Source organism: Paenibacillus sp. GCM10027626 (genome assembly GCF_042676285.1).
Lineage (GTDB): Bacteria > Bacillota > Bacilli > Paenibacillales > Paenibacillaceae > Paenibacillus_Z.
In genome coordinates, this window is sequence record NZ_JBHTHC010000015.1 from 121677 (window position 1) to 143250 (window position 21574).

17 protein-coding genes are annotated in these 21574 nt (G+C 51.4%); 5 read left to right on the forward strand and 12 right to left on the reverse strand.

Translation table 11 applies throughout. From position 1 onward, the window contains the following. Positions 1–13 precede the first annotated feature (13 nt). Both ACFQ0N_RS25645 and ACFQ0N_RS25650 read right to left on the reverse strand, forming a co-directional pair. Complete coding sequence (locus ACFQ0N_RS25645; RefSeq protein WP_379331677.1) at positions 14–2038, reverse strand: beta-N-acetylhexosaminidase; 2025 nt, start codon at positions 2036–2038, stop codon at positions 14–16. Next, entirely contained in the window at positions 1966–2715 is a 750-nt protein-coding gene (locus tag ACFQ0N_RS25650; protein ID WP_379331679.1) for a cyclase family protein, read from the reverse strand. Before ACFQ0N_RS25650 ends, ACFQ0N_RS25645 begins: the two co-directional genes overlap by 73 nt. A gap of 137 nt (positions 2716–2852) precedes the next feature. On the opposite strand from ACFQ0N_RS25650, the gene ACFQ0N_RS25655 reads away from it, so the two are divergent. Next, positions 2853–3335: a YfbM family protein gene (locus ACFQ0N_RS25655; RefSeq protein ID WP_379331681.1), complete on the forward strand. Its 483-nt coding sequence runs from the start codon at positions 2853–2855 to the stop codon at positions 3333–3335. Between the two features lie 325 nt (positions 3336–3660). Here ACFQ0N_RS25655 and ACFQ0N_RS25660 read toward each other — a convergent pair whose 3' ends face one another. After that, complete coding sequence (locus ACFQ0N_RS25660; RefSeq protein WP_379331683.1) at positions 3661–4788, reverse strand: GntR family transcriptional regulator; 1128 nt, start codon at positions 4786–4788, stop codon at positions 3661–3663. 153 nt (positions 4789–4941) lie between these two features. Here ACFQ0N_RS25660 and ACFQ0N_RS25665 point away from each other — a divergent pair, with 153 nt between their 5' ends. After that, complete coding sequence (locus ACFQ0N_RS25665; protein WP_379331685.1) at positions 4942–7695, forward strand: alpha-mannosidase; 2754 nt, start codon at positions 4942–4944, stop codon at positions 7693–7695. Positions 7696–7823: 128 nt separating this feature from the next. Here the strand turns inward: ACFQ0N_RS25665 and ACFQ0N_RS25670 are convergent, their stop codons facing one another. Together ACFQ0N_RS25670 and ACFQ0N_RS25675 are read right to left on the reverse strand one after the other, a co-directional pair. Continuing rightward, positions 7824–8567, reverse strand: a complete 744-nt coding sequence (locus ACFQ0N_RS25670) for a MerR family transcriptional regulator (protein ID WP_379331687.1) — start codon at positions 8565–8567, stop codon at positions 7824–7826. A 41-nt stretch (positions 8568–8608) separates the two neighbouring features. Then, positions 8609–9277, reverse strand: a complete 669-nt coding sequence (locus ACFQ0N_RS25675; protein WP_379331689.1) for a DUF1232 domain-containing protein — start codon at positions 9275–9277, stop codon at positions 8609–8611. Positions 9278–9478: 201 nt separating this feature from the next. Here ACFQ0N_RS25675 and ACFQ0N_RS25680 point away from each other — a divergent pair, with 201 nt between their 5' ends. Continuing rightward, positions 9479–10054, forward strand: coding sequence for a manganese efflux pump (locus ACFQ0N_RS25680; protein ID WP_379331691.1), 576 nt, complete (start codon positions 9479–9481; stop codon positions 10052–10054). Between the two features lie 396 nt (positions 10055–10450). Here ACFQ0N_RS25680 and pbp4b read toward each other — a convergent pair whose 3' ends face one another. From pbp4b to ACFQ0N_RS25715, 7 genes are all read right to left on the reverse strand, one after another. Beyond that, on the reverse strand, positions 10451–13768 hold the full coding sequence (gene pbp4b / locus ACFQ0N_RS25685; RefSeq protein ID WP_379331693.1) for a penicillin binding protein PBP4B: 3318 nt from the start codon (positions 13766–13768) through the stop codon (positions 10451–10453). Between the two features lie 123 nt (positions 13769–13891). Further along, a complete protein-coding gene (gene murQ / locus ACFQ0N_RS25690) occupies positions 13892–14830 on the reverse strand; it encodes an N-acetylmuramic acid 6-phosphate etherase (protein WP_379331695.1) in 939 nt (312 codons plus the stop codon). Further along, positions 14811–15833: an N-acetylglucosamine kinase gene (locus tag ACFQ0N_RS25695; protein ID WP_379331697.1), complete on the reverse strand. Its 1023-nt coding sequence runs from the start codon at positions 15831–15833 to the stop codon at positions 14811–14813. Before ACFQ0N_RS25695 ends, murQ begins: the two co-directional genes overlap by 20 nt. After that, entirely contained in the window at positions 15820–16644 is an 825-nt protein-coding gene (locus ACFQ0N_RS25700; RefSeq protein ID WP_379331699.1) for a carbohydrate ABC transporter permease, read from the reverse strand. The genes ACFQ0N_RS25695 and ACFQ0N_RS25700 overlap by 14 nt, the downstream gene beginning before the upstream one ends. A gap of 14 nt (positions 16645–16658) precedes the next feature. After that, on the reverse strand, positions 16659–17576 hold the full coding sequence (locus ACFQ0N_RS25705; protein WP_379331701.1) for a carbohydrate ABC transporter permease: 918 nt from the start codon (positions 17574–17576) through the stop codon (positions 16659–16661). A gap of 41 nt (positions 17577–17617) precedes the next feature. Then, complete coding sequence (locus tag ACFQ0N_RS25710) at positions 17618–18940, reverse strand: ABC transporter substrate-binding protein (protein ID WP_379331703.1); 1323 nt, start codon at positions 18938–18940, stop codon at positions 17618–17620. Positions 18941–18983: 43 nt separating this feature from the next. After that, positions 18984–20018, reverse strand: coding sequence for a serine hydrolase domain-containing protein (locus ACFQ0N_RS25715; RefSeq protein WP_379331705.1), 1035 nt, complete (start codon positions 20016–20018; stop codon positions 18984–18986). Between the two features lie 275 nt (positions 20019–20293). Here ACFQ0N_RS25715 and ACFQ0N_RS25720 point away from each other — a divergent pair, with 275 nt between their 5' ends. Together ACFQ0N_RS25720 and ACFQ0N_RS25725 are read left to right on the forward strand one after the other, a co-directional pair. Continuing rightward, entirely contained in the window at positions 20294–20824 is a 531-nt protein-coding gene (locus ACFQ0N_RS25720) for a hypothetical protein (protein ID WP_379331707.1), read from the forward strand. Positions 20825–20837: 13 nt separating this feature from the next. Further along, a complete protein-coding gene (locus tag ACFQ0N_RS25725; protein ID WP_379331709.1) occupies positions 20838–21488 on the forward strand; it encodes a cysteine hydrolase family protein in 651 nt (216 codons plus the stop codon). Positions 21489–21574 lie beyond the last annotated feature (86 nt).

Genomic DNA, 21574 nt, shown 5'->3' on the forward strand with positions numbered 1-21574 from the left:
CTCCTCCCCTTCCTTACTGCGAAATCCGGCTTGGAGTCGGCATATTTTTATAAAAGTAACAATCTACCATACCTTCTGTCCCCTGGAACAACAGCCGCTTTTCCTCCAGTTCCTCGAGCCGCTCCACCGAGCCGTCCAAATAAGCGGAAATCCGGCTTTTGGCGGTGCGGAGACTGCTCAGCAGCCCGCCGTAGCGCAGGTCAATAATATCCCAGCCAAACGGCTTATTCACAATATGCCAGCGCTCAAAGTGATAAGCCCGTAACCGCTCCACGCGCGCAGCAATTTCCGGCAGTACCGAGACGGCCAGCTCAAGCAGCTCTTCACGGTCCCCCTCCCGGTAAGCCGCTGTAATCCGATTGCCGGCATCCGCTTTCAGGGTGAGCACAGAACAGAGCAGTTCCAAAACTTTGAACACAAAGCCATACTCGCCGTTACGTTCCGCATACAATGCCATTTGCTGCTGCATTTCTTTGTAATGGCCAGCCATATCCAGTCCGCGAATATTTTCGTCGAACAGCCCCATCATCACATTTTGCCACAGCATGTAGCGCGACGGGTTGTAGGTTTCCAGATTGTTTGGCTTAATGCCTGGCGGCTCATCGACATTTTTGATCGCCATAAAATCGTCCATCCGGGCGCCTGTGCAATAATGGAACCGTCGTGCCAGCTTCTCCTCGTCAAGCGCCTCCGCATAGCCGTGCTCAGCAAACAGCTGCAGACCAAGCAGCGCGGAAAACCAGTCGCACTCCGTACCGTCATCGCCCCATAGCGTGGCAATAATTTCACGTACGCCTTCGCGTTTGCAGACGTTCAGCGCGGCATTCGTCGACACGAACGTTGCGCCGTAATTTAGGACAAAGCCCTTCCAATTCCATATGCCGCCGGCAAAGACCGGCGTGGAGCCGAATTTTTTGTGTCGCTGAATCCAGTCTGTATAGAACGCCTCGTCATAATGATAATAGTCCCAATATACAAATTGCACATCGCTTGGCATTCCGGCAATGACTTCATCGGAGATGACGCATTGCGGGTCGTAATAATCGCCGCTGCGCGAGCCTGCCCGGAAATACATATCGCTCCACATCATCGGCTTTAAGCCAAGACGCTCCGTCATCGCCACTACCCGGCGAAGATGTTCATTCATAATATCGAATTTGGAATGATAGCCATTGCGTATCAAATATTCGCCAAGCCCCAGCTTCCAGGCTTCGTCCATCCCGATATGAATGCGCTTGCTTCGCACCGGCGCCGAAGCTGCCACAATCATCTGTTCAATAAAGGCATAAGTTCGTTCTTCACCGACCAGCATCGTCTCATGGTCATCGCGAATATCGGCAAACGCGTTCCATTTGAGCACATCGGCCAGATGGCTAAGCGTCTGTATACACGGAATAAGCTCGATCCCAAGCAGATCGGCATAATCGTCCAGCTCGCGAATTTCAGCTTGCGAGTAGCGGCCGCGCATATAGCCAAAGTAAGGCTGCTCCGCCACATCAAAGCTATCCTCGCAATACAGCATCAGCATATCGAGCCCCATTAGAGACATTTTGCGCAAAAAGGCTTTGACAGACTCAGGACGGATGACAGCGCCGCCTTGCGAGACGTCGAACATCGGCCCGTTCATCGTAAACTGCGGAATTTCTTCTAGACGGAAGCTGTCCTGCTCGCGTAATGACTCCATCAGCAGCCCTAACGCACGGAAAAAATGAATTTTGCGCGCATAGACGATCCGCAGCTTTCCATCCGCGGCTTCAACCAGCAAATGATTGTCTTCGCACTGTTCAACCTGTACAACTCTTCCGTCGGCTGCAGCCTCGAATCCGGCTTCCTTGGCCAAAAGCCCGATCCCTTGCTCCAAGCCTTCAATATCTCCAGTGAAGCATAATCTCATAACCGTCACCTCTGCAAAAATAAATTTGCTGTCCCCTGGGTGAGTATGAGGTTGCATCAACTGAAGCGCTTCTAGCGCAAAATCGCCCGGCACGGCGCGGCGCATACGCCATGGACTGCAAGCGGCAGCACCGTTAACGTCCACGGCCCTTTTCCCGCTTCCCGGAGGCGTACGACCGGCGCAAGTAGCAAGCGGTCTCCTGCAAAATAATGAGCCAATTGCGACATCACATCAGGCGGCTTGCGGGGATCTTCAATCGATGTAATATCGACCCCTAGCAAGCTGACGCTGCGCTGTACAATCCACTCCATCGTCTCATCGCTAAAAAACGGCGAAGCTGTCGTAAATTCCGCTGTATTCCAGCGGGAATCCCAGCCTGTAGCGATCAATAACGCATCGCCGGGTTCCAATACATCTCCGACTGCCTCTTCCAATTCATGCGCATAAATCGGCTCAAGCGGCGCTTTGTCCGGAACCTGCGCTACCCATGCACGCATAAAAAAACGGCTCGGGTCTATATGATGCAGCTGTTCTCTGCCGGCGAATAAATGGTTGGCGGTTTCCAAATAAGTGCCTGCAAAGGAATGCAGCTGAAAGGCATGGCCATCAAAGCCATGCTCAGCTAATGTTGCGACTGGCTTGATTGCGATATCTGGGAATGGCATGCCATAATTCCACATCCCATTAGCAATCGTCCCTGTAATATCAATGGTGCGGCTCACCGTCTCATCCTCCCGGATTTTCTCGCATGAATCGTTTAGCAGCATGCTTGAACGAATGGCGCCGGCACCTGTAATAATCCCGTATGATGTTAATCCCATTTAATCACAGTCAGGTAAAATGTGCAACCGCTTTCCACAGGTGGCGCAGCATATAGTCGAAAAGTCCAATTTCCATCATCTCTCTTTTTCGTTATGCTAATGAAGACAAATAATGACAGAACAAGGAGAATGCGCGCATGGGAATGATCGGCTGCTACGTTGCTTTGGACGAAAAAGAAATTAACCAGCTTGCTTCTGCAGAAATAAAGCTAGAGGATTTGGATCCTTACGATAGAGAAAAGCTCGATATCGATAAATCGTGGGAAGCTATCCACTATATGCTGTGCGGTGACATCAGCGATGGCGAGCCGCCTTTTGGCTATATTGTTCCACTGGGGAATGACAATTATTTGGAATTCGCCGAGTTCGGGGCCTTCTATCTAAAGCCGGAACAAGTTGCAGAGGGCTATCAGGCAATCAAGCCGCTGACGAGAAGCGACTGTCTCGCGCTGTATAATTTTGAGGCGATGCTGAAAGACGAGGTATATCCGCTCTTTAGCGGAGATGAGGAAAGCGGCGACCAGTTTTTTGACTACATCTTCAGCTACTTGGAGCAAATCCGCAATTACTTTGAAAAGGCAGTCGCCGCCGGTCAGGGCATTGTCTTCTATATTTTTTAGGCTCTGTTAAACGATGATGCTGATATTTGAACTTTGAGGCACGCGGACAGACGATCCGTTATTCGTGAATTTTACCGGGTTATTGGAGCCATTTGAGGCAAATAAAGGAACCACGGTCCGGGGACCAGTCGTTTGGGCAGATTTGTTCACAGATAACGGATCTACGATCCGCTCGTGCCCGCTTCGCCCGCGAGTACAGATGTCCACAATTAATCGACAGCCTCTCTATGCCCATAAGTACTTCCAATCGCCTGTTTTTCCAGCAAATAGCAGATCGCAGGTCCGCTCAATCAATTTGGGGGTCGCCCAAACTTGCTTTTCATGCTTAAATCGGCTGCTGGCGCGCTTTTGTCGATTGGCGGATTTTCAGTCGCGTCGGCACCCGGATCAGCTTACGCTCCCGTTCATGCTCAGGCTGCTCCAGCAGCTCCAGCAGCAGCGCGGCCGTATCCCGCCCGATCTGCTCCCCGTCCTGCGTTACGCAGGTAGGCGGGATACGCGCAAATTCGGAATGAGCATAATCGTCAAAGAAAACGACCGACAGATCGTCCGGCACTACCCGCTCCGTGTCGTCCGCAGCCTTTATCAGTCTAAGCCCCAGCTGTTCATTGATGGCGAATAAAGCCGTCATCTCGCGATGCTGATCCAAAAAGGCGCGCAGCTCCTCATCCGCTGACAGCACTTGAATAAAACTGCGCTCAATGACGACGCTATAGTCGTTCATTGCCTGTCGGTATCCGCCGAGCCGTTCCTCAATGCTGCTCGTTGTATCGCCAAATGGCGTCGTCACAAAAGCAATGTTGCGGTGGCCGAGCTGCAGTAAATGCTCGGTGGCCTCATAAGCTCCCGAATAGTGATCGGAGCATACGCAATTTGTAGGCACTCCTGACAAGTAACGGTCAATAACAACGATCGGAAAACGATCCAAAGACAGCCGCAGCATCGTTTCATTATAGACGCGGCCCTCGGTCGGATAGACGACAATTCCTTGCGCTCCAAGCGCCAGCGCCTCCCGCAGCATCTCATCTTCCTTCTCCAGCACGCCGTCCGACAGCAGCAGCAAAATGCGATAGGATGAAAACGCAAGCCCTTCATTCAGCCCGCTAATAATTCCGGTAATCAGCAGACCGCTCAGCCGGGGGACAATGACCGCGATTAGCGGCAATGAACTTTCAGCCTGCTGCAACTGCGCACTTCTCGGCGCATAGCGGACAGGCTCTTTTGTTTTGTCCTTCCCGGCAACAAAAGAGCCCCGCCCTTGTATCCGGTAAATAAACCCTTCCTCTACCAGCTGTGTCATTGCCCCGCGCACCGTAATGCGGCTGACATCAAACTTGCGGCAGAGCTGATTTTCGGACGGCAGCTTGAAGCCCTCCTGCCACTTGCCCGATTCCATTTGATCCCGCAAAAAACTGTAAATTTGCGTATACAGCGGCGTGCGCTCCCCATTCATACTCTCTAACTCCTCACATCATTATAACAAATGTACAACTTTCTCGCCGAAACCTGGTAATTACCATTTACAAACCTTATTATAAACACTATCATTCGAGTATAACAAGACAATAAAAACTTGTATTATTTGTTATATTAAATGGAGGTGCTCATGTTGAGTAAGCCCGTCGCACATATTATTTCCCACACGCATTGGGATCGGGAATGGTATTTGCCTTATGAGAAGCATCATGTACGTCTTATCGCATTAATGGATACATTGTTGGATACACTTGAGCAGGACGCGCAATTCCGCAGCTTTCACCTCGATGGACAGACCATCATTATTGAGGACTATTTGCAGGTTCGTCCGGAAAAGCGCGAGCAGCTGGAGCGATTTATTCGCGAGGGCCGCATCGTTATCGGCCCCTGGTATATCCTGCAGGACGAGTTTCTGACCAGTCCGGAGGCCAATATACGCAACCTGCAAATCGGCCATGCCGATGCCAAAAAATACGGCGTCATTTCCAAGCTCGGCTATTTCCCCGATTCCTTCGGCAATATGGGGCAGGCGCCGCAGCTGCTGCAGCAGGCGGGCATTACCTTCGCCGCCTTCGGCCGCGGCGTGAAGCCAACCGGCTTCAACAATGCCGTAATGGATTCGGCTGCTTACGAATCCCCTTTTTCCGAGCTCATTTGGCGTGCGCCGGACGGCTCGGAGGTAACAGGCATATTATTTGCCAACTGGTATTGCAACGGCATGGAGATTCCGGTCGATCCAGAGCAGGCAAAAGCCTACTGGAAACAAAAGCTGCATGATGCCGAACGCTTTGCTTCCACCGATCAGCTGCTATTTTTGAATGGCTGCGACCATCAGCCGATCCAGACCGACCTTAGCGCCGCGCTGGAGACCGCGCGGGCAGCGTACCCGGATTATGAATTCAAGCACAGCAGCTTTGAAGAATATGTTCAGGCCTTTGCAGCCTCTCTGAAGCGCCCGCTCAAGGAAATTGAAGGCGAGCTGCGCAGTCAGCGTACGGATGGCTGGGGCACGCTGGTCAACACTGCATCAGCCCGCGTCTATATCAAGCAAGCTAATGTGCGCGGCCAATTGCTGCTGGAAAAAGGCGCCGAGCCGGCTGCGGTATTCGCGTCACAGGCCGGACTCGATTATCCGCATCATCTGTTCACTTATGCCTGGAAAACATTAATGCAAAACCATCCGCATGACAGCATCTGCGGCTGCAGCGTTGACGCCGTACATGCCGAGATGATGACCCGCTTCGCGAAAAGTTACGATGTAGCGGATGTACTGCTGCAAGACAGCCTGCAGCATATCGCTGCACGCATCCAAACGCCGGGCAGCGCAAACGATGACGCCGTTTCTTTTATCGTCTTCAATCAGGCCGGCGTAATGCGCTCCGGCGTCGTAAGCATTGAACTGGAAGTGAAGCGTTTCCCGTTCACGCCTGAACTAACACCAGCGCAATTGTACCAGCAAGCAGCCGAAATGGAGCTGCCGCGCGGCGCGATTATCGATCATCTTGGCCAGCCTGCAGCAGCCGAAATTGAAGATCTTGGCGCTCATTTCAATTATACGCTGCCGGACGACCGCTTCCGCCAGCCTTATATCGCCCGCCGCATTCGCGTAACCCTTCATGCAGAGCAGCTGCCGGCACTTGGCTATCGGGCGTATGCTTGGGTTCCGTCCAAGGAAGCACAAAATACGGCAGCAGCTGACCAGCATGAGCTGGAGCTGTCGAATGAATATTATCATATCGCGTTTGCCGAGAACGGCAGCCTCATCTTGACGGATAAAACGAGCGGCAATCAATATACTGATCTATGCATCTATGAAAATGTTGGCGACATCGGCAATGAATATGTATTCAAGCAGGATCACAGCGCCCTGACGCTGACTACGAAGAATTTGAAAGCCGACATGCGTGTGGTGTCTGCGAATGCTTTTTCCAAGACGGTGGAAATTGTGCATCACTGGGAAATTCCGGAGAGCGCGGATGATACGCTGTTCATCGAGCAGCAGTCGATGGTCCCGCTCATGAACCGGAAAGCCGGACGTTCTTCCAAGCTTGTGCCGCTTACGCTGCGCACGCAAGTCACACTAGAAAAGGGCGTCAAAGCTGTCAAAGTGAAAACGGCGTTCGACAACAAGGCCAAAGATCACCGGCTGCGCGCGCTGTTCCCGTCCGATACGGCTGCTGCCGTTCATTACGCCGATTCGATCTTCGAAATCGCCAAGCGTAACAATGAGCCGGCTCCCGAATGGACGAATCCGAGCAACGCCCAACATCAGCAAGCGTTTGTCGCCATTGATGACGAGCGCCGCGGGCTGGCTGTCGCCAATATCGGCCTGCATGAGTATGAGCTGCTGCGCGACGAACGCAACACAATCGCGGTTACGCTATTGCGCGCTGTTGGCGAGCTTGGCGACTGGGGCGTCTTCCCGACCCCTGAAGCGCAATGTATCGGAGAACAGCAGGTAGAATTCGCCATAATCCCTTATGCGGATCAATCGGCGCGTTACGCAGCTGCGCAAGAGGCTTACGCATATCAAATCCCGCTCTACAGCGCGCAAACGGATGTGCACCAGCAAGCAATTGATGAGCAGCAGCAGACGCTCCCAGCAAGTGAATCCTGGATAAAATGGTCGAGCGGTAAGCAACTGGTGCTTTCCTCCGTGAAGCGCAATGAAGAACGCGGCGACACCTTGATTCGCTGGTACAATCTGTCCGGTGAGACGGTTACACTTACTGTAGACAGCAACAGTCTGATCGGGCGCGGCTCCCACTGGTTTGCAAGCAACGTACTGGAAGAGCGGTTGCAGCCGTTGACTGCCGATGCCAACCAACAGCTGCAAATCACGATCAAGCCTTACGAAATCTTCACACTGGGCTGCGGCCGATAAAAAAGCGCAGCATTTTCCTAAATATCGGCGAGATCACCTTCAAATGTTGCATTTTGCGCAACAAATCGATCCGCCTAACCAAAAAGGATGGAGCCTGATCTTTCAGCTCCATCCTTTTTAAGCTTTCTTTAGTGCGCATATGCTGCTGCAGCGGCAGCCAAATAGTAGGCCAGGCCAACTTGCTGGCCTTCCAGCATTTGCAAATGAAAATCATCCTTCAGGAAAAATTGGGTTTGTGCAGCAAAATCGCTTGCCGACAGACGATGCCCATTTTCCCCAAGAAAATCCAAATGCCGCTGCAGCAGCGCCGCAATTTTTTCATCCGTATGCTTGATGCCGGCCCGCAACGCCTCACTCATCGCCGACATAAACAATGCCGCCTCTTGCGCCGCATCGTTCATCCGCTCAATATCCAAAGCCGCCGCATCAAGCAGCTCATATTGATAATTAGCTTGCAAATAATCGTTTTGTTCTCGCAGCGCTTCCCGCCACTCCTCTTCTGTCGAAAATCCGGCAAACAGCTCCTTATCTTCCATCGCGACTCCTTCCTCCAAACTTAGAATGGTTTTGCGTATTGTCGCGGCAATTTTCGCCAGCCGCTTTTGTCTTTCTTTGATCATGCTTTCTTGCTTGGCGAGAAGCTCCGCCCGGTCAGCCTGCTTTTCCATGAGCTGTTGAATCTGCTCCAATGAGAAATCCAGCTCCTTATACAGCAAAATTTGCTGAAGCCGCTCCAGCTCATTTTTTCCGTACAGGCGGTAGCCGGCCTCACTCAGCTCACATGGGACAAGCAAACCGATTTTGTGATAGTGATGCAGTGTCTTGATCGTGACGTTGGACAATGCGGAAACTTCCTTAACCGTGTAAAGCAATTCATGTTTCCTCCTTTCAGCTGTAAGTGTACAGCCTCCTCTTAGGATAGAGTCAACCGTTTTTCCTGCAGCCGGTTAAGCCCGAGCTTCACCGCGATCGCATCATCCAAATAGCCGATCGGGAAAATATAATCCGGAATCACATCGGTCGATAAAATAAAATAAAGCAGCACACTGCCGATCGTTGCGCGGATTTGCTCCGCCTCTTCAGACTTTTCAGCATCCGCATATTGCCTGTACATATCCATGAGGTGATCAATATAAGGACCCATGCCATCCACCTGCTGCGCCTTCGCGGCAAACTGGTTGCGGATGAGCTGCTGCCCCTCCTCGGTTAGGGCATATCGCTCATATCGGTCCAATTCTTCCTGGATGCGCGGAATAATTAAATTATAGTTGATCAGCTCTGTAAACTGCAGGGCGTCCTCCAGCATCTCCACGATCGCGACATGCTCCGCTGCCGCTTTGCCCGCCTCCAGCTCAATTACGCCAGCCGCTTCCAGCAGCTTATTGACGGGAACCTGCAATGTTTTCGAAAACAATTCGATATGCTCAAGCTTAGCTTTCTGCTTGCCGTTCACAATTCTCGAGATCGTCGCCGTCTGGATTCCGGTCAATTCACTCAGCTTGCGCATAGACAGGGAATGCTCCTGCATTAATGCTCTTAATTCCGATCCAAGCCGGCTTGCTTTCTCGCGCTCCTCCGTCATTGGCGACATCCCTCCTCAAGCCTGTATAATATATGTTATTCTACAGATACGAATAAATGAGCAAGAGCCTCCTTTATATTGGTGTTGATTTTTTATCAACAGTGTTGTCACTTTCGACAACAGATCTCATATATTGCATTAAGCACGCAGCAAGCTCAGTTGCTCGCGTAGCAAATCGTTCAACAAAAGGAGTTTTAAAACATGGCATCATGGTTGATCATCGCTGCTTTAACATTTTCGTCCAGTGTTGACAATTTAGGCGTCGGATTATCGTATGGCATCCGGAATATACGAATTCGTCTACTCCAGAACTTGCTGATCGCCGTAATATGCTTTCTCTTCAGTGTGTGCGGAATATATTTCGGGCTGTGGCTTTCTTCTCTGCTCCCCGGCCTGCTTCCGGTCATTGTCGGCGCCTTTATTCTCGTTATTATCGGGATTCGCATTATTTTGCTGGCGACCCCGCGCAAGCAATCAGACGATGGCCCGGCTGAACCGGCGGCCAAAACGATTGGCTGGGGCGAATCCATGGCGCTTGGGGTTGCACTATCGGCCAATGCACTGACGAACGGCATCGGCGCCGGACTGCTTGGTCTTTCGCCAATGCTCATCTCATTGCTGGCGGCAATCGGCAGCTTCGTCACAGTGTGGATCGGCGTCGCCTTCGGAATCCGTCTCGCGCATGTACGGATCGGCAAATACACGGTGGGACAATTCGGGACGGTCATTAGCGGCGTTTTGCTGGTGGTTGTAGCCGCCCTTGCCTTCTTAGACTAGTAAGACTTGCAGCTTATGCTGCAGTTTAGACAGGTTGCTGAACGAAAAAGACAGGTAGCCCTTGGTGTAGCTAGGTAAACCCAAGAACCATTGTTGGAGTTGCTAGCGAACCTGACAACTCTTATTCGGCTTAAAATGGGGCCTTGTGGGTTCTAACGAATCTACCGATCGTTATTCACCGAAAATCGGCCGCTTCCACATCTTTTTTCCATCAATAGCGTGTCTCAGGTTCGTTACAAGCGGAGCAAGCCGATATTCCGGCCAATAGCGTGTCTCAGATTCGTTAGCCCTGATCGTCAACGGGCATCCATTTGAAAGTTGAGTGGATAAATTCTTCTACGGTCAAAAAAACGCCCCTCCCGGCACCGTGCCGGCACTTGAAGGGGCGTTAACTCTTTATTTACTCAGCATCCGCATCAGCATTACGACTGCTTCCGCCCGTGCTGCCTGCTCCTGCGGAGCAAAGCGGTTGCCGGAGCGGCCTTGCACAATTCCTTGCTCTTTAACTGCTTTTACCGAAGCCTTGGCCCACTTCGAAATTTCCTTGTCATCGGCAAATCCGGTCGCCGCATTCGCAGCATTTGCCAGATCAAGCTTTATCGCTCTGGCAAACATCGCCGCCATCTCTATGCGGGTAATCGCCGCATCCGGACGGAAGCTGCCGTCTGCGTAACCGGTAACAATTCCTGCCTGAACCGCTTGCCCGATCGCCCGGGCAGCCCACTTGCCAATATTGCCCTGATCGGTAAACTTCACTGCTGCGCCGTCGCCTTCAAGCTTCAACGCACGCGCAAGGAGCGCTGTAAATTCGGCACGCGTAATTTGCTGATCCGGTTTGAAGGTTCCATCTGTATAGCCTGTTACAATATGCTGAGCTGCCGCCTGCTTAATAACGGCTTCCGCCCAATGTCCGACCAGGTCTGTCAGCCTCACCGGCTGCTGGCCAAGCTCCGGCTCCGGCGTTCCCGTCTCCGACGAATCGCGCTGCAATGTCAGCGTGTAAGTCTTCGTCGTGCCATTCTCGGCTTGCACGGTCAGCTTGAGTCTGTTCTCGCCCGGCGCAAGCTGAAGTGTTGTTGTGCCGTTTATCGGCGCGCCATCAAGCGTCACTTTCGCGGCAGCATGCGCTGTCTTCACCGTAAGCTCGACTTGCCCGCCCTTCACTTGTCCTTCATATGCCGTTGTATCAGGTGCGAATTCCGGCGTCAACGCGACGGCTTCCCCATTGTCCCGCACCTCAAGCCCTTGCAGCTCCGCATTATTGGACGGGATGTAGATATAGCCCGGCCCGCTGCTGCTCGGCATTCTCACTGTCACCTGTGCTGTTACCTCCAGCTTCAGCGGAGGTGCGGATTGCACAACACCGCTTGGCAAAGCAAATGTTCCGGTTGCCGTGTAGCTGCCTGCCTTGCTGCCGTCATAGCCGTCAATCGTCCAGTTCAGCGCCACTGTATGGTTGCTGCCTTTGGCATCAGTAATCGTTGTCGCTTGCGGCAGCGACGCGAGCGACTCTTCCAGTGATGTGCCGTAGTCAACCTCTACATCCTTAACTGCAGCGACGGATTGAATTGTATTGTATTGCTCTTTATCCCAATTCAATGCCTGATATACCTGGGCCGACAAGGTAACCATATCAGCCAAGGCAAAATCGCCGGTCGCAAAGCCGTTAGGAGGAGTAACCACAGGCGAATGCTTGGAATTCGTTAAAATGGTAATCGTCATATTATAGACCGGATCAATAATCGTCAATGTACCCGTCCATCCCTGGTGCCCGTATGTGCTTCTGCTCGGCCCCCAGTTGAAATAATAATATGCAGACGCCGATTTGGAATGCAGACGCCAGCCTAATCCGATGGTGGAGTTGTTTGGATTTTTCGGATCATATGGCGTTATAAATTCATCTCTTACTTCCTGCGTGAAAAATTGTGAATCGTTGTAAATGCCTCCGTTAAGCATTAATTGGGTAAGTCTTGCCATATCTCCTGTTGTGGAAAACAGCCCCGCGTGTCCGGCCACACCAGCCATGGAGTACCAAGCTTTCTCGTCATGCACTTCGCCCTGCAGCGTATATTTGCGCTGAGGTACAGGCGCGCCGTCCGGCATCGCTCCAAATGTAACATTTCCGTCCCGCGTGTTGCCGTTCAGCTCCGTTGCCGCAATGCGCGACTGCGGAACGCCTTTCTTCAGCGGAGTAAACATCGTGTCTGAAAGGCCCATTTTGCCGTAAATTTCTTGCTCGACATATTGATCCAGCTGCATGCCGGTAATCTGTTCAACGAGCAGCCCCAAAATCATATAATCGACATCGCTGTAGGCAAAAGTCGTGCGCGGCTCGTACATCAGCGGTGTTTTGCAAATGACATCGATAATGCCGTCGCGGTTGGACGGATCGCTCGTTTGGTACCACAGTTCGTCTGCCGATGTCAAATTCGGATACTCAGGATCGGGAATAAGTCCGCCATAGTGATGCAAAATGTCGCGAATTGTAATGATATTTTTTCCGAGCTTTTTCCCTTTCGTGTATGCTTCCGTAAATTTCCCAGTATAAACGGCATAGTCATCCCGGAAATTTTCCCAGCCCGGGAAATCGACCAGCCGTTGATCCAGATCAAGCCTGCCTTCGGAAACCAGTTTTTGAATTGCATAGTTGGTCGCATACATTTTGCTGTTTGAAGCCAGGTCAAAGAGCGTATCTTTCGTCACCGGCTGCCACTCGCTTTCCGGCAGCAGCGTTGCCGACTCATAAACCCCTTCCGTCACAGTCTTGGTGCTATATTTTTTGGCATAGCCGTAGGCCGATTCCTTGACGATCTTGCCATCCTTGACGACGATCATCGCCGCTCCCGGAAAGCCTGCGGCAATTTGCTGCTCGACATATTGATCGATTGCATCCAGCTTGGCCGAGGAAAACCCGACATCCTCCGGACGGTCGGCATAAGCGAGCTGATTATAGGCCGCTTCCTGCTTTTTCAACAGATACTGCTGGCTGCCGACGGAGAGGCTTCTCACTTGGAACAGCCTTTCAATGTAGCCAAGCGACAAATAATATCGGTCCCCTTGCCTGAATCCGTCAACGTCGGAAAAGACGAACTTCGTATATTCTTTCAGCATATTCCCTGTCACATTGGAACCGATCCGATTGCTGTCGATATTGATTTCAAAATAGTCGCGGCCATAAAACAACGTCACTATGTTCGCCGTATTTGGGGCCAAGTCGTCAAACAGATAACCGTTTTTGCCATAGCTGTGCGTCACGCCCAGCAAGTCTTGCAAATCCTCAATCGCCACGTAGCCTTTGAAATTTTTCTTGACGATAAGCTCGGGCGCAATTGCAATCGGCTTGCTGTAAACCCGGGCGTCGCCATCGATCAGCCACACTTCAGCAACCCCGTTGCTTGCCCTGACATAACGAAGGTCGCTCGGGAAGTTGCTGTCCTCAGCTACAGTCAGCCCAATGTAAGCGCCATCATTATTGCTATTAAGTTTAAAAGTCATTTTCAGTCCATAGTCGTCCACCGTTTTTTCAGTGACTTCGCCAGCTCCGCCATGAAGCAGCTTGGCTCCAATATCCCCCCTATAAATGCCGCTATCTTTATAGTAATGGACTATAAGTTGGACATCGTCCGCTGCGGCTGATGCCGGCTGACCGGAAAAACCGGTGAAACTGGAAACGAGCAGTGTTGCAAACATAAGCATGGCAAATACTCTTTTCAACTTCATCCCTCTTTCCTTGTAGTAGTTGTTACAACATTTGCTGCCGGCCTCCTTTGTCGCTGCGCTATGCAAGCAAACGATCGACCGGCAGCGGCACAGGCAGGAGCCGGCAGCATAGTTTCGCTACGAGCTCGTACGATCTTCCGCTTGCCTGTCTGCGGCAAGCATCTGCTCCGCGTGGCCAAAATGTCCCCTTGTCCGGGACAATACAGCATCCGCCTCCTCTTTGTTAATTGAATATCGCAACATCAGAATGGCTGCCCGGGCATCCCCATCCGCCTGCTCGCAATAATGCGCAGCAGTCAGCCGGTCAGTTCCCGTCGCCTCCATTACGATATTTACTACCCGCTGCTGCAGCTTGTAGTTGGTCGCTTGTACATTGACCATTAAATTTCCGTATACTTTGCCAAGCTGAATCATCGAGACGGTCGAGATCATGTTCAGCACCATTTTTTGCGCCGTTCCCGCTTTCAGGCGGGTCGAGCCTGTAATGATTTCCGGTCCGACAGGCACCTCGATCGGATACTCCGCCGCATCGCTAAGCGGCGTGTTGCTATTGCAGGAAATACTTGCCGTTACTGCTCCCAGCTGCCGGGCCGCTTCAATCGCGGCAATGACATAAGGCGTTCTTCCGCTTGCAGTTATGCCCACAACCGCATCTTTTGCCGTGACGGCCGCAAGCGCATCGCGGTGTCCCGCTTCGGCATCATCTTCCGCATTTTCGATGGCGTGACGGATCGCGTGATCGCCTCCCGCGATGATGCCTTGTACAAAATCAGGGCTGACGCCAAAGGTAGGCGGGCATTCTGAAGCATCGAGTATGCCGAGCCGGCCGCTTGTGCCTGCTCCAATATAGATCAGTCGTCCTCCAGCTTGCAGGACAGCTGCAATTTTCTCAATCGCAGCGGAGATTTGCGGCAGCGCCTTGCGTACAGAATGCGCTACTGTTTCATCCTCGCTGCTCATTAAATCAACGATCTCTGCGATATTCATTTGATCCAGATGCTGAGTGCGATCATTTTTTTGTTCGGTGAGCAATTTATTAATGTTTGTCTGCTCCATAGTATAGTTCCTCCCGTTCTTTAAAGTGCTCTACGATGCGCTGTTTCATCTGCTCAGTCATGTGATGCCCCGCTTCGGCAAGAGCGAGCACGTAGGAACCAATGGCTGGCGGCAGCAGCAGACGTTCCGGCGAGAAGCTGCCTGCACGAATTGCCGGAAGCCGGACAAACCGGCCGGCAAACAACTCGCTGGCGAACAGCCCCCCGCCCAGCACGAGGGGAACCGTTCCTCGCATCCCCAGTTTCTTCGCTGCGGTTGCCGCTAATTGTCCAAGCTCATGAACTGCCCCATCTATAATGCTCAGCGACACTGCATCTCCTTGCTCAGCAGCCTCCATGACAAACCGCGAAGCTTCGGCAATGACCGGGCGAATTTGCTTTTGCTCATAATAGTGCGTGATCAATTGCGGCGGCGCAGCTAATCCCAGCCGCTCCAGCAGCAGCTCCGTAAGCATAGTTTCTTCCCCGCGGCCGTCGTACGCTTTCATTACGGCCGTCAATGCCTGCCGCCCCAAATCAAAGCCGCTGCCTTCATCGCCGAGCAGATAGCCCCAGCCTCCTACCCTAATGCTGGTGCCAGTTGCGGGATCAAACCCATATGCAATTGAGCCTGTGCCGGCAATGAGGACAATGCCGCCGCGCCCCCATGTGCCGGCTGCCAGCGCATTAATCGCATCATTATGAATCACGGCGCGTACATGCTCCGGCAAGCCGGCTTGCAGAAAAGCGCTCCAGCGCGCTTTATCTTCCGGCCGGTCACTTCCGGCAAGCCCCAAGTAGACGACCTCCAGCTGCGAGAGATCCGACTGCCCCTGCTGCAGCGTCTCCTCAATCAACGCCTTTACAATTTGCTGCGCTTCGGACCAGGACTTCGACTTCACATTCGTGCCCTCTCCCCGGCATACTGCGAGTATTTGTCCGGTCTCATCGCCAAGGATGCCAATGGTCTTCGTCCCGCCGCCGTCGATTCCAATATAGCGTTTATAAGTGTTATTTGACGGCACCGGCTGTCAACCCCTCCATAAATTGCTTGGAAGCCAGGAAGAAAATCACGAGCATCGGCAGGGATGACAGCGTCAATCCGGCAAACAGTACGCTCCAATCGGTGGAATACTCCCCGAATAATGTCAGCATGCCGACCGGGATCGTCTTGCGGGCTTCGTCCTGAATAAAAATAAGCGGGAAAAAGAAATCATTCCATACCGTAATAAAGTTCATAATCATAACCGTTCCTAATGCAGGGCGCATAAGCGGCAGCAAAATACGCCCCAATATGCCGATTTCCGAGCAGCCGTCAATCCGCGCCGCCTCTTCCAGCTCTTTAGGCAGCGTGCGGAAAAATCCGGTCAAAATCAAAACCGAAAGCGGAATGCCAATCGCCGTGTAGACGAAAATGAGCGACCACTGCGTATTGATGATGGCGAATTGCTTCATCAAGAGAAATAAAGGCACAATGCCCAGCTTGATCGGAATCATCATCCCGAGCAGGAAAAAGAAGAACAGCGCGCCATTCCAGCGAAATCTGTAGCGGGCAATGTAAAAAGAAGCAAGCGAGCCGCTCACAATGATTGCCGCTACCGAAACGACGCTGACGAGAACGCTATTCGTCAAATAATCGAGATAGGGCAGCTGGTCAATCAATTTCTCATAAGCAGCAAAGCTTAATTTCGTTGACACCCCCATCGGATGCTTGAAAATATCAATGTTAGTCTTAAGCGACGAGATCAGCATAAGGAAAACCGGGTAGAGACTGATGAAGGCCAGCAAATAAGCAATGCCATATTGCATAACCCGAATGCTTCTGCTTGATTTCATGTCGACATCCCCCCTTAATGCTCAATCTCTTTTTTACGAGTAAAATACAGGAATACGGCAGACAGACTGGCAATGATGAAAAACAGGACAACAGCCAGCGCCGAGCCAAGGCCGATTGCTACCGAGTCTCCGCCGCCTGCTCCGCCAAAGGCAATCCGGTAGAAGAAAATCGCGAGCGTATCGGTTGAATTGAACGGTTCGCCCTGCGAACCTTCCATCGCGTAGATCAGTTCAAACGATTCAAAAGCATGAATAAAGGTATAAACCGTTATTATAATGATCGATGGCATCATCATCGGAATGATCATTGTACGAATGAGCTTGAAGCCTGTTACGCCGTCAATGCGGGCTGCTTCGATAATTTCTTGGGAAATGCTTTGCAGCCCTGCGAGCAGAATAAGGACAGAAAAGCCGATACCGAACCAGCTGTTGACCAAAATGATCGCCGTCAGCGCCGTATCCGGATCGCCAAGCCACGGCTTCGCCAAAGCGTCTAGCCCAAGCTGGCGCAGCAGCGTGTTGAGCACGCCACTGTTCGGATTCAAAATAAGCTGCCATAAAAAGCCGACGACGATGACGGACAGCAGGCGGGGGATAAAATAGGCCATTTTGAAAAAGCCCGCGCCTTTAATTTTAGAGTAGATGATGTATGCCAGCACAAAGGCAATGCCATTTTGCACAACCATCTCAAGAATAAAATAGTACGCATTATGGCCAAATGCATTCCAGAACAAGTGATTAAACGGTTCCTTCGTAAACAGACTGACGAAATTTTCGAACCCGATAAATGCCCCTTTTTGAAACCCCTGCCAATCGTACAAACTGTAGCTGAACGCAGCCAATATCGGATACACGATAAACAAGGTATAAACCGCGAGGGCAGGGAGGGGGAAGAGGTGAATCGCCCCCCTGGTCCATTTAATTTTTTTCATCTTGCCCATGTCCTCGCCCCTTTAGAAAACTCATTTTTTAGTTATTTTTGCGGTTGAAACCAAGTATCAGCACTTTTTTGCACTTCATCCGCTACTTGCTCAGGCGTCATCTTATCCAGATACATGCCTTGCAGCGAAGTTTCCAGCGTCGCCTTTGTAGTCGGGTTGCCGCCGCCAAGGTAAACGACCGCCATATACGGCGTCGCGATGGTATCCGCATTTTGGGCAATTTTGGAGACGAGCGGATCAGCGGCGCTTACGCCAGGAATCGTGCTCGGTTTTTGCAATTCGTTAATGACGATTTCGCCAAACTGCTTGGTCGTCATAAACTCCACGAATTTCATTGCAGCTTCTTTGTTCGCCGATGCCTTATTGACGGCAAACGATCCGTCAACCCAGGTGGTTACTGTCGCCTTGCCGCCCGCGTCCTTCGGCGGAACCGGGAAGAGATCAAGCTGCAGATCCGGATTCATTTTTTTCATAACCGCTACTTCCCAGTCGCCCATCACAAACATTCCTGCCTGCTCCGTTACGAATAGATTGCGGATATCATCCATGCCGAGTCCCACATAATTGTCCGGGAAGTAAGGCACGAGATCTTTCATCGCTTTGATCGAATCGATATAGGCCGGATCGGTCAGCTTCGCCTCGCCGGAAGCAACTTTGTTCGTAAAATCGCTGCCGCCATAGCTGCTAGGCCCAAGAGCGCCGTGCGTAAGCGACAACAGCCAGCCTTCCTTGGAGCCAAAGGCAAACGGCGTCACTTTGTTTTGCTTCAGCGTATCCGCTACTTTCAAAAGCTCATCCCAAGTCTTCGGCTCTTGTAAATTGTATTGCTCGAACAGCTTTTTGTTGTAAAAAATTTGCGTTGAGCTGAAAACAGTCGGCACGCCATACACCTTGCCGTCGCTGCCTGTCGCCGCCAGCAGCGTGTCTTTGGAGAAGACGTCCATCCCTTGCAAATTGTCGAGCGGCTCCAAATACCCGCCGTCGGCAAGCTGTTTGCCTGCTGCGTAAGGACGAAGATGAATAATGTCCGGGCCGCCGCCGGTTTGCAAGGCTGTGTTCAGCACCGTATTGTACTCGGTATTTTTCGTCGGTTTGAACTCAATCTCGATATCGGGATTCGTTTCATTAAAAGCGGCAATAATTTTTTTGTACGCTTCAGTATCTTCTGTTCTCCAGCTGCCGATCGTCAACTTCACTTTTTCTGTCTGCTTTGGCGGTTCTACTTTCTCTGTCTCTTGATTATTCCCCTTATTGGTACCTTCATTGACAGGCGGCTCTTCTTTCTTTGCGCATCCGGTAAATGCCAGCGCTGATGCGACGACTGTCGTCAATGCTACCGTGCTCCAACGTTTCATGATGAGTAATTCCTCCCTTTTATATAGAACCTTATAAATGTATTTAAACCTCAAAAAGCGAGGTATAAATCGAGTCATGAAGCATCGGCCGCAAAGTTCGCATCAGACTGCTTCGCCCGTAATGAACCATATTGGTAAGAAAGACAACCGTCAGCCCGCACCTCGGATCCATCCACAGGCTCGTTCCGGTAAAGCCGGTATGCCCAAAGCTGCCAGGCGAGAAATATTGGCCGCAGCTGACATAATCGCTGCCGTTCCACATTTCCCAGCCAAGACCGCGCGTCTCTAGCGGATGAGCCAGACATTCCCGCATTAGAACGGGATCGATCGCAAGCCTTGTTTGCTCCGGATTCAGCCAGCACTGCGCATACTTATGAAGGTCACCCGCTGTAGCGAACAGCCCCGCACTTCCGGAGACACCGCCCATTTGAAAGGTCTTCTCATCATGCACCTCGCCGCTGACAAATTGACCGTCCACCATTTCTGTCGCCGCCGCCCGTTCCTTCCACTCTCCTTTAGGCCGATAGCGGGCCGAATTCATCTTGAGCGGATCGAAGATCATGCGGCGCGCAAATTGATCCAGCGGTTCTCCGGCGAGCTCGCTGATGATCTTTCCCAGCAAAATCATCCCCGGGTCGCTATACAGCGTCTGGCTGCCTGACGCGAACTGCAGCCCCTGCTCATAAATTTCCCCCAGCACATCGCGGCCGACCGCCGCCCTGGGACGAAGCTCCAGATCGCTGGGCAAGCCGGACGAATGCATGAGCAGATGGCGAATCGCAACCTCATGATGGCGAAAGCGCGGCAGGTATGCCTCAACCTTATCATCCAGCTTCAGTTTGCCCTCGCTAATGAGTATAAGGACTGCCGGAAGTGTGACTACGACCTTCGTCAATGAAGCCAGATCAAATAATGTTTCAAGTGTAGCTGTGCACGAACCCTGCGCATTTTCCCATGTCCCGTAAGCCTTCTGAAAACGAAAGCTGCTGCCGATACTGATGTCGAGCACCGCAGCGGGAAATTTCTTTTCCCTAACCCATTTCTCAATCAAACTATCATAAGGCGCTGCATTTTTCATTCCCTGACACCCCAACTGCTTGGCGTATTTTTCATGACACCTTGGATGAAAGCCTTTGCAATTCGTTTGTAATCCGAGTATATAAAATTTTATTTAACAAATCAATATGTTTTTTGAAATATTATTGCAAAAATTTTTACGGCCTGTACCTCAGGCTCCCCCCGGCGACTTATTTGGATCATACAAGCTACAAATAGGGATTTATTCCTTTTCGCTGACTGTGTCGCTTCCTTATGCTATAGTAAAAAGACATTTTAAATTATAGGAGGGAATTTATGGACTATATACGCGACTACGCCATGTATGCTTCAATATTCGGCATGTTCAGTTTCTGTTGGTTTGGCTGGGCTCAGGAAAATCCTCGCCCAAGCTGGCGCATATATCTCGGTATCGCTTCCGGAGTCGCGCTTCTGCTATGTCTTACTGGTGTCTACTTAAGTGTGACAAATTGGCATGCAGCCTCAGCTTTATCAGAAACAACCGCGTTCAGCACCTACTTAATTACTGTTTATATTGAATTCGCGATAGCTGGCATCGGGGCATTTGTTCTCATGAGACGGAAACTTAAAAATTATGTCGCGCCCTGGATTGCTTTCATTGTTGGCATTCATTTTATTGGACTTAAATCGGTATTCGATGACAGCAGTCTTTATATTTTAGCCGCGCTGCTTGTTGCCGTTTCCATCCTGTCATTATATATATCCCCACGGCTGCAGGTTGCAAACAGTGCGATAACCGGTATCGGCGCCGGTATTGTTTTATTCGCATTTGCTTTGCTTGGTTTAATCCGATTTTTGTCTGTTTAAACGGAGGTATACGATGAACTATACACAACCACATTGGAACTCATCCGCAATTATGACCATTGATACACAGAACGACTTTACTTTAGACGGAGCTCCCGCCCAGATTGCCGGCACTTCGGCAGTTCTGCCGAATATGGCGCGGCTGCTGGAAGTCTGCCGCGCCCAGAAGCTGCCTGTCATCCATGTCATCCGGCTTTATAAGGAGGATGGCTCCAATGTCGATCTTTGCCGCAGAGAAGCAGTCGAGCGGGGAGCGAGAATTGCCGCCCCTTCTACGAAAGGCGCAGAATTGGTGCGCGAAATCCGCCCCGCTGCTTATACCGCACTGGACGCCGACCTGCTGCTCAAAGGCGATTTTCAACTTGTCGGCTCGCAGGAGTGGGTCATGTATAAGCCGCGCTGGGGGGCTTTCTACCAAACTCGCCTTGAAACATTTTTGCGGGAGCGGGGCATCGACACCCTTGTATTTATCGGCTGCAATTTCCCTAATTGCCCGCGAACGTCGATCTATGAAGCGAGTGAACGCGATTTTCGCATTGTGATGATCCCGGACGCGATGTCGCAAGTCTATGAAAAGGGACTGCAGGAAATGAGCAATATCGGGGTACACATTAGCAGCAGCGAGGAAGCGATCTCCGCCATTCAAGCCGGCGGACAACGATAACGATAGCTATAACAGCCGCCAAGGCTGTTTTTTTTATGCGCCAAATATACTCTATCAATTGGTAAAACACCCAAACCGATTTAATA

Excerpts from the sequence above, each read along its gene's own strand:
- ACFQ0N_RS25655 (WP_379331681.1), top strand. The coding sequence starts at position 2,853 with ATGGGAATGATCGGCTGCTACGTTGCTTTGGACGAAAAAGAAATTAAC.
- ACFQ0N_RS25720 (WP_379331707.1), top strand. The coding sequence starts at position 20,294 with ATGGACTATATACGCGACTACGCCATGTATGCTTCAATATTCGGCATG.
- ACFQ0N_RS25715 (WP_379331705.1), bottom strand. The coding sequence starts at position 20,018 with ATGAAAAATGCAGCGCCTTATGATAGTTTGATTGAGAAATGGGTTAGG.
- ACFQ0N_RS25680 (WP_379331691.1), top strand. The coding sequence starts at position 9,479 with ATGGCATCATGGTTGATCATCGCTGCTTTAACATTTTCGTCCAGTGTT.
- ACFQ0N_RS25725 (WP_379331709.1), top strand. The coding sequence starts at position 20,838 with ATGAACTATACACAACCACATTGGAACTCATCCGCAATTATGACCATT.
- ACFQ0N_RS25710 (WP_379331703.1), bottom strand. The coding sequence starts at position 18,940 with ATGAAACGTTGGAGCACGGTAGCATTGACGACAGTCGTCGCATCAGCG.
- ACFQ0N_RS25675 (WP_379331689.1), bottom strand. The coding sequence starts at position 9,277 with ATGACGGAGGAGCGCGAGAAAGCAAGCCGGCTTGGATCGGAATTAAGA.
- ACFQ0N_RS25700 (WP_379331699.1), bottom strand. The coding sequence starts at position 16,644 with ATGAAATCAAGCAGAAGCATTCGGGTTATGCAATATGGCATTGCTTAT.
- ACFQ0N_RS25660 (WP_379331683.1), bottom strand. The coding sequence starts at position 4,788 with ATGAATGGGGAGCGCACGCCGCTGTATACGCAAATTTACAGTTTTTTG.
- murQ (WP_379331695.1), bottom strand. The coding sequence starts at position 14,830 with ATGGAGCAGACAAACATTAATAAATTGCTCACCGAACAAAAAAATGAT.
- ACFQ0N_RS25650 (WP_379331679.1), bottom strand. The coding sequence starts at position 2,715 with ATGGGATTAACATCATACGGGATTATTACAGGTGCCGGCGCCATTCGT.
- ACFQ0N_RS25665 (WP_379331685.1), top strand. The coding sequence starts at position 4,942 with ATGTTGAGTAAGCCCGTCGCACATATTATTTCCCACACGCATTGGGAT.
- ACFQ0N_RS25705 (WP_379331701.1), bottom strand. The coding sequence starts at position 17,576 with ATGAAAAAAATTAAATGGACCAGGGGGGCGATTCACCTCTTCCCCCTC.